Here is a 14,570-nt window from a genome sequence, read left to right on the forward strand (position 1 = left end):
TTCACTATGATGCTAGAAATTGTCGTCTTGCAGCTACAATCATTTGTGCCGCTTCTTGTGCAATGACTTGATCTTTCTCAGCTAATGGTTCTAACGGTGCGCGCACTGAACCTAAATCTACATTTTCATTAATTCTGAGCACTTCTTTTGCGACTGCATACATATTGCCATGTCCAGACACTAATTTCGCAATAATGTCATTAATTGCAAATTGAAGTGCTTGGGCTTCAGTCATATTTTGATCAATGATGAGTTGATTCAGTTTCACAAATAAATCAGGCATCACACCATATGTTCCACCAATGCCTGCTTGAGCGCCCATTGTGCGACCACCGACAAACTGTTCGTCTGGACCGTTGAAAACAATGTAATTTTCACCCGCTGCCGCCGCAAAAGTTTGAATGTCTTGCACAGGCATTGAAGAATTTTTCACACCAATGACACGTGGATTTTGACGCATCGCCGCATACAATGAATTAGTCAACGCGACACCTGCTAATTGTGGGATATTGTAAATGACAAAATCCGTATTCGGTGCTGCTTCACTAATCGTATTCCAGTATTTTTCGATTGAATATTCTGGTAATTTAAAGTAAATCGGTGGAATGGCCGCAATCGCATCCACACCCAGTTGTTCAGAATGTGCTGCCAAAATCGCGCTCTCTTTCGTGTTATTACACGCGACATGGTTAATCACTGTTATTTTACCTTTTGCGACCTCCATCACTGCTTCAATAATCTGTTTACTCTCTTCAGTCGTCAGGTAAATACATTCTCCAGAAGAACCATTCACATAAAGCCCTTTGACCCCTTTGTCAATCAAATATTGAACTTGTTGACGTACACGTTCTGGGCTGACTTCTCCATTGTCGTCATAACATGCGTAAAATGCCGGAATAATCCCTTGATATCGACTTAAATCTCTCATTTCCATTCTCCTTTTCTCAATCATTGATGCAAATCTTATTACATGATTTATACAGAATTTTATTGCGCAACGCTTATCTGAAGGTATTCATCTCCACTTTGATGGTGAGAGGATTATATCTCTTTATCAATAATGGTTTGATCGTAATACCTCCGTCTTTGAGGATCTTCCAAATAATAGGATAACAAGCAATCTGTCATGAGTAATATTGGAAATTGTGGTGAAATGACATTGCCATAAGATAAATGTTTTCCTGCTGCTAACAATAGAATTTCATCACACCCGAATTCATGGGCATTGAAATTTCTAGTTGTCATCAAAACCGTTTGTGCACCTTGAGATTTTGCACGTTCTAATGCGTGTAGGACAGAACGCGTTTTACCTGAAATTGAAGCCCCAATCACGAGACATGACGCATCTACTAATAGATTGTTCCATACGAACATGTCATTATCTTCAATCACTTCACATATAATGCCGAGCCTCATAAATCTTATTTTCATTTCCTTTAGTGCCAGTGCCGAACTTCCCTTTCCATAAAGATATACACGTTCAGCTTGATTAATCATCTCTTTAATATGTTCTAACTGACTTTCATTGAGAATCGAATAGTTTTTACGGAGCATCTCTTCATAATCAAATAAAACTTTTTGTGTTAAGTCTTTGTATGCGAGAATGTCCTCTTTTTCACGCATCATTTCTCTATAATGAAACAAAAATTCTCTAAAACCCGTAAATCCGCACTTTTTCGCAAAACGAGTCAACGTTGCTTTCGATACATGTAGCTGCTGACTAAACATCTCAGATGATAGATCATCCACAGTCGTTTGTTTCAAAAAAAATTGTGCGACTTCTTTTTCTGTCGGTGTCATATTTTCAAGATTCGATTCAATCATCGGAACGAGTACTTTATAAAATCTCATTCAACACACCTCATTGTTTGCAAGCGTTTACAACAATTATTTTATGTGCTACCGTTCTGTTTTTCAACCAATACTATAATTTTAGAAACAAGTTTCAGAATATATTTCATCTTAAGTTAAACACGCTTTAAAATTGACACTTAAATTTTCAGTTAACACATTTACTCGCGTTATTAGCCAAAATAAGACATTTGAAATGTCATGTGTGACAAGTTTGTTTCATTTTTTGATTATTTCAATGAATCGTTTTGAATTTTAATTAAAGTTAGTTTATGTATTCTTATAAAAATGTTATATTTTAATGCGTGGCTTTTTGAATGAAAGACAAAATGTTTATAGAAATAGAGGAGTGTAAGTAATGAATATGGTCGCATTATTAATTGGTTTAGGACCGCTCATTGGTTGGGGGCTTTTTCCTACGATCGCATCAAAATTTGGAGGTAAACCGGTCAATCAGATCATCGGCGCAACCGTTGGGACACTGATTTTCGCGAGTGCCTTTTTTATATTTTCAGGACTTCAATTTCCGACAGGTATAGATTTGTTTTTCGCCTTGCTGTCAGGAGCCGGTTGGTGTTTTGGTCAAATTATGACATTCAAATCATTTGAATATATTGGTTCTTCTCGTGCAATGCCGATTACAACGGCTTTCCAATTACTCGGTGCATCACTTTGGGGTGTATTTGCATTAGGTAACTGGCCAGGCCTTACAAACAAAATCATCGGCTTCACTGCATTGGTAGTGATTTTAATTGGTGCATGGCTGACAGTTTGGAGCGAAAATAGTCAAGAAACAAAAAGTAGTTCCTTGAGAAAAGCAGTCGTCATCTTATTAATTGGTGGCATTGGTTATTGGCTTTATTCAGCCGCACCGCAAGCGACAAATATCGGTGGTCAATCTGCATTTTTACCACAAGCGATCGGTATGGTGTTGACTGCCGTCATTTATGGGCTGATGACAATGAAAAAAGAAAATCCATTCAACAAAAAAGTCACTTGGTTACAAATCATTTCAGGTTTCTTCTTCGCGTTTGCAGCATTGACCTACTTAATCTCTGCGCAACCGGATATGAACGGATTAGCAACAGGATTCATCTTATCCCAGACATCAGTCGTTTTAGCAACATTGACAGGTATTTATTTCTTGAATCAACGCAAAACGGCTAAAGAAATGGTTGTCACAATCATCGGTTTGATTTTAATTTTAGCCGCCGCAACTGTAACTGTATTTATTAAATAGTAGCTATCAATATTGAAGCAATGCACATCAAGCCCTCCAAAACAATCTTTCTAAATGATTGTTTTGGAGGGGCTTTTTTGAGTGATGATTTACCTTTAGTCAAATTGAACACACAATCTTCATCTCACTACACATATAAAAATAGACTGTTCAAACACGTCATCACAACGTCTGAACAGTCTAAAATGCATAGGTCTTTATGAATAAATTTGATGCAAAATAAGTTTAAAAATGGCTACAAGTCCACGTTCAAACAAATTAAGCACGAAAAAGGCAACGATAGGTGAAATATCGACCATGCCTAGTGGTGGAATAATTCGTCTAAACGGTTCTAAAAACGGTTCATAAATTTTCGACATCCATCGTCCAACTGCGCTTTCTCTTGCACCTGGTAACCATGACATAAAAATGTAAATGATCATCCCAAATGTATAAGCTTTAACAATGAATAATAAAAATTCAAAGATGGATGTTAATATCTCGATGTTCATAGCTTACTCCTTATTAATAATGATTTTCCATGGATTCGATATGATCAGTAATACTGCCAGCAACCTCAACATTGTCTGGTGTACATAAGAATATATCTGCGCCAACACGTTGAATATCGCCACCAATCGCATAAACGGTACCGCTTAAAAAATCGATAATCCGTTTTGCAGAAACTTGATCAATCCGTTGAAGGTTCACAAGTGTGGCACGACGATTTTTCAATTCATCAGCAATATCTTGTGTATCAGAAAATACACGTGGTTCAAATAAACACATTTTAGAACTACCATTTTGATAAGTATCTTGTGCTGAGCTCATATTCACCACATTCCCTTGCTCTTGTTTTTGGGCAACTTGCAACTGTTTATCATTTTGAGAAGATTTTGAACGTGACGCTTGACGCTTTGGTACAGATTGAACAGCTCTTGGACGCTCAGATTGTTGTTTGCTCGCTTGTTGTTGCGCCTGCTGTTGTTCACGTTCACGACGATCTTCTTCTTCTCGAATGAAATCTTCATCTTCCTCTTCTTCAATTGTGAAAAAATTGTTGAACAAATCTTTTATAGCCAATGGATTCACTCCTCTTTTCCTACAAGACGCGTTCCAATTCTAACAAATGTGGCACCCTTTTTCGTGGCAATATGATAATCATTACTCATACCCATCGAAAGTTCTGTACAAGGTGCGTATGTAAGGTTCAATGATTGGACTTCATCGCGTTTATTTTTAAGTTTTTCAAAAATGTCCTCTAATTCAGCTTCATTATCTGTGAATGGTGCCATCGTCATCAAACCTACAACACGAATATGGTCGTAGTCTGCCAGCATTTCAATGAAAGGAATAACCTCTTCCAAAGCAATGCCATGTTTAGATGCTTCACCTGAAACGTTCACTTGGACAAAACATTTAATTTCATGTTCTGCACGTTTATTAATTTCTTTAGCCAAACTTTGACGGTCTATTGCATGTAAATAGTCAATGTCATTTATAACATCTTTCACTTTACGTGACTGCAAAGAGCCAATAAAATGCATTTGGACATCGTCTGGTAAAGCAGCTTTCTTTTCTAAAAAGCCTTCAATGCGGTTTTCACCAAAATGACGAATGCCTGCTTCATAAGCTTCTTTAGCTCGGTTTATTGTAACATATTTTGTGACAGCAATCACGCGAGGTCTTGTCGTGTCTTCACGAAAAGTCACATTTTCAGTAATGGTTTGCTCTATTTCTTCTAAGTTTGTCTTCACTGACATTTAATCATCTCCACTTTCATTCAATGATTGAGAAATAAATGCTAACATTCTTCCCGTATTTCCTTTTTCTAAACGATAGGAGAAAAATAAATCCAAGTTTTCGGAAGTTGCATACGTTGTAGTATAAATATGATCACTTGGCACACCGTATTGTTCTAACAACAATTGGTTCGCATATTTCAAATCAATACCATGACGGTCTTCGCCACGAGTCTCAATATATGCAGCACTGTCGATTGGCAGTTGTTGAAATTGGTTTAAAATATCATCATTGATTTCATAACTATCAGACGTTGCTGGGCCAATGACGACATATAAATCGTTATAATCATATGGAAATTGATCTAACACGCGATGCACTATCGTTGCGACTGTCCCACGCCAACCTGCATGTGCTAAAGCTATAAAGTGATGAGAAGGGCTATAAAAGTATATCGGCACACAATCGGCGTAACACATTGTTAGCATCGTATCACCGTCGTATGTGTATAGCGCATCGATGCCATGAAGTGTATCTTTCGCAAGAACATCAATATTTTTACCACGATCTGCTTGCGTCACTTCTACGACATTGGCTTCATGTGTCTGTATTGGAAAAACCCATTGCGCTCTCGGCACACCGATTTCTTGTGCCAATACCTCTTGATGATGGGTAATATTTTCTGGCTTGTCATCAATATATCTTGCCATGTTGAATGCATCAGCTGGGTATGAACTCACACCTTTACCTCGCGTGGTGATACCGATTTGAACACCGTGTGCTAAGCTCGGCTGATAAGATAAATGATGCGCCTTTTTCGTAAATAATTCCATCCTAATCCCTCTTTTTTTACTTTATCTATTAAAAACTGCTAGGACATTGATGAAGTGACAATTGTCCTAGCAGTTCATGACATCCTATGTAAGATAAGGATTATACTTTATCTTGTTGAGTGATGTACTTTATTTTTCAACATATCACACGCTTAACGACGTGTTCTTCTTGAGCGTCTTTCTTCTCTGTTACGAATGAAGCTTGGAATATCGTCGTCCGCTGTTGTATGGCTACGTCCACTTTCAACTTCTTTATCTTGTGTTGAAGCTTGTCCTGTATGTCCGCCACCGAAGCTCGTTTCTTTTGCACTTGATGGTGTAGCACTTGTACCAAAGCCAGAGTGACCTTGTTTGCGTGCTTGTGAAGAAGGTTTATCTTCAAAACCTGTTGCGATGACAGTGACAACAATTTCATCTTGTAATTCTGGGTTAATCACTGTACCAAAGATCATGTTCACATCTTCGTCTGCAGCATCTTGTACAATGTCAGCTGCTTCTTGTGCTTCGAATAAAGATAATGATTCGCCACCAGTAATGTTCATTAACACACCTTGTGCGCCTACGATTGATGTTTCAAGTAAAGGAGAAGAAATGGCTTTTTTAGCCGCTTCAACTGCACGGTTTTCACCAGATGATACACCGATACCCATTAATGCAGAACCTTGGTTTGACATGATTGTTTTAACGTCTGCAAAGTCGAGGTTCACTTCACCTGATACTGCAATTAAATCAGAAATACCTTGTACACCTTGACGTAACACGTTGTCAGCTTCTTTAAACGCTTCCATCATTGGTGTAGATTTGTCTACGATGTCTAACAAACGATCGTTAGGAATCACAATTAATGTATCCACAGCAGCTTTCATTGCTTCAACACCCGCAGCAGCTTGTGTTTGACGTTTACGACCTTCGAAACTGAATGGACGTGTCACAACACCTACTGTTAAAGCGCCCATTTCTTTTGCGATTTTGGCTACAACAGGTGCTGCACCTGTACCAGTACCGCCACCCATACCAGCAGTAACGAATACCATGTCTGCACCTTGAATCGCATCTTCAATTTGTTCACGTGATTCTTCGGCAGCTTTTTTACCGATTTCAGGGTTCGCACCTGCACCTAATCCACGTGTTAATTTTTCACCAATTTGGATTTTAGATTCTGCTTTAGATAAGTTTAAAGCTTGTCCATCTGTGTTAATTGCAATAAATTCAACATTGTTCATACCGTGGTCAATCATTCGGTTAACAGCATTATTACCGCCACCACCGACACCGATGACTTTAAGTGTCGCTAAATGATTAAATCCTTGTTCAAATTCTAACATTTAAATTTCCTCCTAATCTTTGTAGCCAATCAATCAAACAGTGATTTCATAATCTTTTTGAACTTACTTTCTTCTTGTTTAGGTTCTCCGTGTTCATGTCCATCAATGTCTTCATATACCTCTTCCGAAGTATCGTCGTCGACAAATTCAGAATTTGCCGTGTCTTGTGATTGTTGTTTTTTTGGTTTTTTCTTGAAGAATGACTCAAAACCACCTGATTTTTGTTCTTGTCGCTTTGAATCGTTTTCAATAATTTCTTCTTCAATTTCTTCATTATCATGATTACTAATTGTAACATAATCTAATAGCTCATCGAAAGCAATACTACTAGAAATTGTTGAAATTGCTGAAGAAAATTCTGGTTTTCTAACGCCCATTTGTGAAGGTGTATGAATGCGTACTTTTTCATTCACCATATCAAGAAGTAATTCTTTCACGCCGAGTAAGTTAGCAGAACCCCCTGTCACTACAAAACCACCATTGACTTTCGTTAAACCGAGTTCTTGTAATACATCGAACACTTTAATGAGAATATCCTCAACACGTGCTTCAATCACATCACTCAGTTCTTTTTGAGTAAACTGTGCAGGTTCCTCAGCGTCAAGTTGATTCACTGTAAACACATCTTGGTCTGAAGCTGAATCGTAAAACGCATGTCCGTACTGTTGTTTAATCTTTTCTGCTGTATCATATGTAGTATTTAAAAATTGTGCAATATCTTCTGTGATGTGTCGGCCTGCCATAAAGACCACATCAGCATCGACTAACTCGCCACGCTCATAAAACGCAATCTGAGTTAAATCTTCACCGATATCAATCACACAAGCGCCGAGTTCTCTTTCAGTCGCTGTTAACACTGAACGGTAATTTAATGCATCAGAATAAACATCTAACACATCCACGCCACAAGCTTCTACGCATTTAATCATATTAATCAAAATAGATTGATTAATCGCGATCACACCTGCATCGACTTGTAATGAATGACGTGCAACAAGCTCTTTTGGATCTGAAACCTCATTGTTGTCATCCACAACGAAACGAATTGGGAATGTATCGATGACTTCCGTTTCAGGTTCCGTATTTTTTTCATGAATCCCTTCAAGTACCTCTTCAATATGTGTACCGTTTATTTCTGTATCTTGATGAAATTCAATTTTATTTGTTTCATCAAAAACTTCCGTACTAATGATTGGTAATTTTAAAAACACTTCTTTAATATCCACACTTGAAGCAATTGAAGCTTTCTTTAGTGTATCTTTAATGGCCTGTTTAGCCAGATCGAAATCATCAATCAAGCCATTCTTGATTCCATTTGTATAGGTCTGCCCTGTACCTATCACATTAATTCCGTTATGAAATTTTTCACCAACAATCGCTTTCACGCTTGATGAGCCGATATCTACACTAACATAATAATGCTCTTCCATAGATAGGCACCTCCTGACATTTCTTTACATAATTAAGCTATTTTAAGTTTACAATAACACACTATCAATGTGAACTATAAACACAGTAGAATTTCAACTTTTTATCACATTTATATATTAATGTCATCTTTTTGTAATGCGCATTCATTTCATCGCAAAGGTGATGACGACTCAAAATCATTATTATAGCAAAATATTTTCGAGTCTCGCCCTTGCCATTACGACGATTCTTCATCTTTAATCTTGTTTAAAGCCTTTTGTAAATCATCCTTGGCTTTGTCTTCACTCGCTGTACCACTTTGGACTTCTTTCGCACTTGCCGAATTTGATTGTGCATTGTTCACATTATCATAAGGTATAAATGTTGCCCCGACCGATAAATCAATAAAGCCCGATTGTTTCAATTTACCTGTTTCATCTTTTTCTAATGCTTGTGACATACTTGGATAGTATTTCAACTTATCAGCAATAGTATTTGTATTCCCAACAACTTCAATCCCATCACGCATGAACAGTTTAATTAAATGGGGTTGATCTTTTTGCGGGGCACTCACGATTTCTGAAATTTGTGCACGTGTCGTCCGATCCATTTTTTGTAGCGCATCGACGAGATGACGTTTTTCAGCACCTTTAAAACCTTCAATGTAAGGTGCTTCATTCGGAACTTCCTGTTTATAATCTTTTAACACTTTGCCATTTTCAATCATAGGCACCACGCGTGACTTTTCTGTTGTTACTGCGATGATATCGTGTTCTTTTACGTTGACTTCAATCGGATTGAACAGTCCTTTTTTAATCGTCACTTCATCGATTAATTCATTCTTTTTCAACCGTTCTTCAGCATCATCAGAACTGTATGCATAAATGCGTGGGTGATTTTGAATATCAAGTTCTTTCAAAATATCTTGCTTAGACACATAATGGTTCCCTTTAATGTCAGCACTTTTAATGTGACTGATCGGTGTAAACATATAAACCAGGATCAATAAAACAATGACAAGCAGTATCCCAACAATAATCCGTTGAATACGACGTTGTTGAATACGTTGCTTTTTTCTCTTTTCTTTTAAATATTCATTATTAATCTTGGGTATTTCTTTTGTCATCAATCGTCACATCCTTTAATGTGATGGCAAATGTGCTTTAAATGCTTCAATAAAACGTTCTCCACGTTGCTCAAAAGTGTCATATTGATCCCAACTTGCACAAGCAGGCGATAATAGTACTACATCATTCGGTTCGATGATTTCTTGGACTTTAGCCACTGCATCTGTCACATCGTTTGCACGAATGACATATTTCCCTTGACTTTCACCGAGTTTCACAAATTTATCTTGTGTTTCACCAAATGTCACCATCACGCGCACATTGTTCATATAAGGAATCAGTTCGTCAAAGCCATTACCTCTATCTAAACCACCGCACAACCAGATAACAGGCTGTGTGAATGAACTTAAGGCGAACTGTGTTGCCAATGAATTCGTTGCTTTCGAGTCATTATAATATTTATTCGTTTTGTTATTACCGATATATTGAAGGCGATGTGCAATGCCTGAAAAAGTCGTTAATGATTGGACAATTGCACTGATTGACACACCTGCTAAAATTGCCGCCATGACCGCTGCTAAAATGTTTTCTAAATTGTGTTCGCCTGGTAGCACAATATCATCTAAATGAATGAGACGTACACCGTTATAGACGATATACTCTTTTTCAACATAAATACCGTCTACACGATGTTGTGTTGAAAAGTACAAAATTTTAGCTCTAATTTTTGATGTATCGATGAGGTGTCTTTGTTTATCGTTAAAAATTAAATAGTCACTCTCAGTTTGATTTTCGTAAATACGCTTTTTGGCATTTTGATAATTTTCAAGATTTTCGTGGTAATCCAAATGTGCCGAATAAAGGTTTGTAATGATTGCGATATGCGGGCGATAATGTTCAATTCCGAGCAATTGGAACGACGAGAGTTCCGTGACTAAATATTCATCTGCCTTTACTTCTTGGGCAACCTTTGATGCAACGAAACCAATATTCCCCGATAGACGCCCATTTTCGCGACTTTTATTAAACATGTCACCGATTAATGACGTCACAGTTGTTTTACCGTTTGTTCCAGTAATCCCAATAATGGGTGCTTCAGAAATTAAATAACTTAATTCTACTTCTGTTAAAATTTTCAATCCTTGCTTTTGTGCTTCTTGAATGATCGGTACTGTGTATGGAATACCTGGATTTTTGAAAATAATAGGTCTTTCATCTAATAAAGCTAATGGATGTGCACCACTCACAACATTAATCCCCATGTCTTCTAAATCTTTTGCATGGGCATCGTTAGATAAATCATTGCCGTCATTCACCGTCACCTCAGCGCCTAAACGATGTAATAATTTTGCAGCTTCATAGCCACTTTTCGCCATGCCAATAACGAGTACTTTTTTACCTCTTAGCCCTGTATAATGTATCAATTAATTCACTCCCATCCATAAACCGATTAAACCGGTGATTAATCCGACTGACCAGAATACAGTCACCACTTTCCATTCACTCCAACCGACTAATTCGAAATGATGATGTAATGGACTCATTTTGAACACACGTTTTCCTGTTAACTTGAACGATGTCACTTGAATCATCACTGATAATGTTTCTAATACGAAAACGAGACCAATGAATAACAATGATATTTCTTGGTTTAACATAATTGAAATTGTCGCAAAAATACCACCTAGCGCTAAACTTCCTGTATCACCCATGAACACTTTCGCAGGGTTAATGTTGTATGGAAGAAAGCCAGCTAAAGCTGCCACCATAATGATACAAAATACACCGATAGCAGGTTGTTCAAGCGCAAAACTCATAATGGCATACATTGTAAAACCGATAATAGATAAACCTGTCGCCAAACCGTCTAGACCGTCTGTTAAATTAACTGCATTTGAAAAACCAACTTGCCAGAAAACGATGAAAATGACATAGGCAAATGATAATGGAATACTCACATCTGTAAACGGAATATGAATATTTGTAGAGAAATCAAATGCATTAAAACCTTTAGCGACAATAAAGAAAATGACTGCGATAGCGATTTGTGCTAAAAATTTCTGCTTACTTGTGAGCCCTTGATTATTTTTCTTCACAACAATAATATAGTCATCTATAAAGCCAATCAAACCAAAACCAATTGTGACAAAGAGCAGTAACAGCAATGGACTTGCTGGTTCTACAAAAATACTTGCGATTATCGTTGTAACAATTGCACCAATTAAAAATGTTAATCCACCCATCGTTGGTGTGCCTGTTTTTTTCATATGACTTTGTGGACCTTCTTCACGAATGCTTTGACCAAATTTCATTCTTTTTAAAGTTGGAATTAAAATTGGTACTAAAACTGCTGTAATAACAAATGCGATTATTGCACTAATCAAACCCATAATATTCTCCTTATCTTCTCTTCTTTTTGCTCACATTTTTATATATTGTGCCTATGATGCTATCACTCCAATGTGTGTATGCATATACAACAATTGAAGTGATAGGATGCATGGCAACTCATTCTATATTCAGCACTGGATCAACTTAAGCATACTGCAATACTTGCAGCTCAAGCCCCTATGTCCAGTGCCTGTTTAACATATTGCTTATTCTGTTTTCTCGGAATCTAAGGTGACTTCAATTTTACTGTTTTTATCAATTGCTGACTGCGGTGCTGTCGATTGCGACTTAACAAATCCGCTACCTTTGACTTCGACTTTAATATCTGTCAACGATTGGAAGGCAACAATATCGTCTCTCGTCCAACCTGTCATATCTGGCATTGTTAAATCACCTTCAGTTAGCAACATTACATTACTATTTGGCAATAATTGTCCGTTTGATGATGGCGATTGACTCACAACCTTTTTGCCGTTACCGATGACGATTGGATTTAGTTTTTTACCTTTGATTTCATCTTCAGCACGTTGTACGCTACGATTTTCAACATCTGGGACATTGCTGATTTTCGTTTTACTGTCATCTACTTCATTATCGCCGACATTTAAATATTGTAAAGTATTTTTCATAATCGGGTTAAATGCTTTGCTGACACCCATTTCATAAGCTTCTTGATCGTTCTTTTGCGCTAAACTCATACCTGCATAAACAACAACACGCGGATTTTTACTTGGCGCATGCCCCATAAAGCTTACAAAATATGGGTTAGGTCCTTTCACATAGCCCCCATTTTCAGGGTCTGCCACTTGTGCTGTACCTGTTTTACCCCCAATGCGATAGCCGTCAACACGATAGTTTTTCGCGTGGCTATCCTCACTGTTTACGACCTCATCCAATTGTTTGTTTACTTTCTTCGCTGTATCATTTTTAATTGGTTTGCCTGTGACTTCCCGTTCACCTTTATAATACGTGTTATCCGTCACTGGATTCACAATCGATTGGACAAAATATGGACGCAACATTTCACCTTCATTGAAAAATGCCGATTGGGCTTGCAACATTTGTGCAGGAGTCACTGTTGTCGATTGACCGAATGCAGAAGTTTTTTGCATCAGTTCATTTTCCCATGCAATATTACCCGATTGTTCACTTTCAAACAAACTTCCTGTTGACTTGCCAAATCCAAATTTTTCATACCATGATTTCATTTTATCTGCACCGACAAGGTCTTGAAGACGCATCATTAATGTGTTTGATGAATACGTAAAACCGAGACTCATATTGATTTCGCCCCAACCTTTTCTGTTCCAGTCATAAATACGTGACCCTAGAATATCTCTATATCCTGATTGATATTTACGGTCCGGTTTAAATTCCCCTTCTTGAATGGCTGCAGCTAAACCAAAACTTTTGAATGTCGAACCTGGTTCATACGTATTTTGGTATAAATCATTTGCCCATTTTTTTCCGAAGTCTTCTCCTGTGTCTGGATTGAATGTCGGACGTTGACTGTAGGCTAATATCTCACCTGTCTTTGCATCCATCACCACAGCAAAGAGATCTTTTGGTTCATAATGCTCAACCATTTTATCTAATGCTTCTTCAACAAAAACTTGAATGTTAGAGTCAATGGTGAGGTGGACATCATCGCCACGTTGCGGTGCGACTTCATTTTTAGAATTCGGAATAATATAACCCCAAATATCTTTCGTGTATGAAGTATGCCCAGCTTTACCCGTCAGATAACTATCAAAAATCTTTTCAACCCCTAAAGCCCCTTTTAACTTACCTGTATCCGGGTCTTTTTGTGCCATCCCAATTAAATGCGAGGCAAACTTACCATTCGGATAAAAGCGTTTCACTTCAGGATAAAGTGTGATACCAGGTAAATTGGCTTTTTCAATCTTTTCTTTATCTTGGTATGTTAAATTTTGACCTGATTTACCAAACTCGACTTGGAATGCTTTTTTCGTGTTGAGTCGTTTTTCAATATCCTTTTCCGGCATATCGATAATTTTAGCGAGCGCTTTAGCTGTTTTTTTCTTATCTACGACATGACGTGGTTTGTCTGAGTCTTTACTTGCTTGTGGATCAATAACCGCCACTAAACGGAAACGGTCCACATCTTCTGCCAATACTTTGCCGTTCCGGTCGTAAATCTTACCTCGCTCAGCATCCTCATCTAAATGAGATAAATATTTTTCATTGGCTTTGGCAATCAAGTCTTCTCCTGAGGAATGTCCTGTCAGCATGACATAACCATACCTTAAAACCAAAAGAAAAAAGAGCAGCCCGAAAACACCCATCAGGAGGACTGCTCCTAGCTTATTTTTTTTAATTTTAATTTTTCGTTTCGCCATCTTTACGCACTACCTTTACATTGTCGTTCTTCAAGCTCATCCCTTGACCTTCCGCCTTATTATAAATGCGTTTGTACGATGAATTTTCCATTGTTTCAGACTTTAATGCGCTATTTTGACTCGTTTGCTTCTCGATTTTTTGATCTAAATCTGCAATCTTGCCTCTTGTATCGTAGGCATCCATTTTTAAAGATAACAGATAAATACTGATGACAGCAATAATCGTAATTAACGTTATGTATAACATCTTTTCAAACCGTGTTAACTTGACGACAACTTGCTTTTTGACGGTTTGCTTTTGTGTCGATTGCTTTTTCTGTGGTTCGACTTGCGGTTGATAGGTATCATATATTCTTTCTACAGCCATAATC

Annotated in this window: 14 protein-coding genes; 1 reads left to right on the top strand and 13 read right to left on the bottom strand. The window is 37.6% G+C overall.

From position 1 onward, the window contains the following. Window positions 1–4: 4 nt before the first annotated feature. Both CD138_RS06655 and CD138_RS06660 read right to left on the bottom strand, forming a co-directional pair. Window positions 5–928 carry a dihydrodipicolinate synthase family protein gene (locus tag CD138_RS06655; protein ID WP_019169103.1) on the bottom strand — a complete coding sequence of 308 codons (924 nt, stop codon included), beginning with the start codon at window positions 926–928 and terminating at the stop codon, window positions 5–7. 113 nt (window positions 929–1,041) lie between these two features. Continuing rightward, complete coding sequence (locus CD138_RS06660) at window positions 1,042–1,851, bottom strand: MurR/RpiR family transcriptional regulator (protein ID WP_019169104.1); 810 nt, start codon at window positions 1,849–1,851, stop codon at window positions 1,042–1,044. A 358-nt stretch (window positions 1,852–2,209) separates the two neighbouring features. On the opposite strand from CD138_RS06660, the gene rbsU reads away from it, so the two are divergent. After that, window positions 2,210–3,091, top strand: a complete 882-nt coding sequence (gene rbsU, locus CD138_RS06665; RefSeq protein WP_019169105.1) for a ribose/proton symporter RbsU — start codon at window positions 2,210–2,212, stop codon at window positions 3,089–3,091. A 197-nt stretch (window positions 3,092–3,288) separates the two neighbouring features. Here rbsU and CD138_RS06670 read toward each other — a convergent pair whose 3' ends face one another. The 11 genes from CD138_RS06670 to ftsL all read right to left on the bottom strand — a co-directional run bounded on the left by CD138_RS06670 (window position 3,289) and on the right by ftsL (window position 14,566). Continuing rightward, entirely contained in the window at window positions 3,289–3,582 is a 294-nt protein-coding gene (locus tag CD138_RS06670; protein ID WP_019169106.1) for a YggT family protein, read from the bottom strand. A gap of 13 nt (window positions 3,583–3,595) precedes the next feature. Continuing rightward, entirely contained in the window at window positions 3,596–4,153 is a 558-nt protein-coding gene (locus tag CD138_RS06675; protein ID WP_019169107.1) for a cell division protein SepF, read from the bottom strand. Between the two features lie 5 nt (window positions 4,154–4,158). After that, complete coding sequence (locus tag CD138_RS06680) at window positions 4,159–4,833, bottom strand: YggS family pyridoxal phosphate-dependent enzyme (RefSeq protein ID WP_019169108.1); 675 nt, start codon at window positions 4,831–4,833, stop codon at window positions 4,159–4,161. Beyond that, window positions 4,834–5,646, bottom strand: coding sequence for a peptidoglycan editing factor PgeF (pgeF, locus tag CD138_RS06685; protein ID WP_019169109.1), 813 nt, complete (start codon window positions 5,644–5,646; stop codon window positions 4,834–4,836). Window positions 5,647–5,798: 152 nt separating this feature from the next. Next, complete coding sequence (gene ftsZ, locus CD138_RS06690) at window positions 5,799–6,971, bottom strand: cell division protein FtsZ (RefSeq protein WP_019169110.1); 1,173 nt, start codon at window positions 6,969–6,971, stop codon at window positions 5,799–5,801. Between the two features lie 29 nt (window positions 6,972–7,000). Next, complete coding sequence (gene ftsA / locus CD138_RS06695) at window positions 7,001–8,401, bottom strand: cell division protein FtsA (RefSeq protein WP_019169111.1); 1,401 nt, start codon at window positions 8,399–8,401, stop codon at window positions 7,001–7,003. 218 nt (window positions 8,402–8,619) lie between these two features. Next, window positions 8,620–9,507, bottom strand: coding sequence for a cell division protein FtsQ/DivIB (locus tag CD138_RS06700; protein ID WP_019169112.1), 888 nt, complete (start codon window positions 9,505–9,507; stop codon window positions 8,620–8,622). 15 nt (window positions 9,508–9,522) lie between these two features. Further along, window positions 9,523–10,872: a UDP-N-acetylmuramoyl-L-alanine--D-glutamate ligase gene (murD, locus tag CD138_RS06705; protein ID WP_019169113.1), complete on the bottom strand. Its 1,350-nt coding sequence runs from the start codon at window positions 10,870–10,872 to the stop codon at window positions 9,523–9,525. Beyond that, window positions 10,873–11,838 carry a phospho-N-acetylmuramoyl-pentapeptide-transferase gene (gene mraY, locus CD138_RS06710; protein ID WP_019169114.1) on the bottom strand — a complete coding sequence of 322 codons (966 nt, stop codon included), beginning with the start codon at window positions 11,836–11,838 and terminating at the stop codon, window positions 10,873–10,875. A 207-nt stretch (window positions 11,839–12,045) separates the two neighbouring features. Beyond that, window positions 12,046–14,199, bottom strand: a complete 2,154-nt coding sequence (locus CD138_RS06715) for a penicillin-binding protein (protein WP_019169115.1) — start codon at window positions 14,197–14,199, stop codon at window positions 12,046–12,048. Next, window positions 14,180–14,566: a cell division protein FtsL gene (ftsL, locus tag CD138_RS06720; RefSeq protein WP_019169116.1), complete on the bottom strand. Its 387-nt coding sequence runs from the start codon at window positions 14,564–14,566 to the stop codon at window positions 14,180–14,182. Before ftsL ends, CD138_RS06715 begins: the two co-directional genes overlap by 20 nt. Window positions 14,567–14,570: the final 4 nt, after the last annotated feature.

It is taken from the genome of Staphylococcus intermedius NCTC 11048, assembly GCF_002902385.1.
Classification (GTDB): Bacteria; Bacillota; Bacilli; order Staphylococcales; family Staphylococcaceae; genus Staphylococcus; species Staphylococcus intermedius.

What these genes read in the sequence shown, in the direction of transcription:
- CD138_RS06655 (WP_019169103.1), bottom strand. Translation starts at nt 928, where the DNA reads ATGAGAGATTTAAGTCGATATCAAGGGATTATTCCGGCATTTTACGCA.
- CD138_RS06660 (WP_019169104.1), bottom strand. Translation starts at nt 1,851, where the DNA reads ATGAGATTTTATAAAGTACTCGTTCCGATGATTGAATCGAATCTTGAA.
- rbsU (WP_019169105.1), top strand. Translation starts at nt 2,210, where the DNA reads ATGAATATGGTCGCATTATTAATTGGTTTAGGACCGCTCATTGGTTGG.
- CD138_RS06670 (WP_019169106.1), bottom strand. Translation starts at nt 3,582, where the DNA reads ATGAACATCGAGATATTAACATCCATCTTTGAATTTTTATTATTCATT.
- CD138_RS06680 (WP_019169108.1), bottom strand. Translation starts at nt 4,833, where the DNA reads ATGTCAGTGAAGACAAACTTAGAAGAAATAGAGCAAACCATTACTGAA.
- pgeF (WP_019169109.1), bottom strand. Translation starts at nt 5,646, where the DNA reads ATGGAATTATTTACGAAAAAGGCGCATCATTTATCTTATCAGCCGAGC.
- ftsZ (WP_019169110.1), bottom strand. Translation starts at nt 6,971, where the DNA reads ATGTTAGAATTTGAACAAGGATTTAATCATTTAGCGACACTTAAAGTC.
- ftsA (WP_019169111.1), bottom strand. Translation starts at nt 8,401, where the DNA reads ATGGAAGAGCATTATTATGTTAGTGTAGATATCGGCTCATCAAGCGTG.
- CD138_RS06700 (WP_019169112.1), bottom strand. Translation starts at nt 9,507, where the DNA reads ATGACAAAAGAAATACCCAAGATTAATAATGAATATTTAAAAGAAAAG.
- mraY (WP_019169114.1), bottom strand. Translation starts at nt 11,838, where the DNA reads ATGGGTTTGATTAGTGCAATAATCGCATTTGTTATTACAGCAGTTTTA.
- CD138_RS06715 (WP_019169115.1), bottom strand. Translation starts at nt 14,199, where the DNA reads ATGGCGAAACGAAAAATTAAAATTAAAAAAAATAAGCTAGGAGCAGTC.
- ftsL (WP_019169116.1), bottom strand. Translation starts at nt 14,566, where the DNA reads ATGGCTGTAGAAAGAATATATGATACCTATCAACCGCAAGTCGAACCA.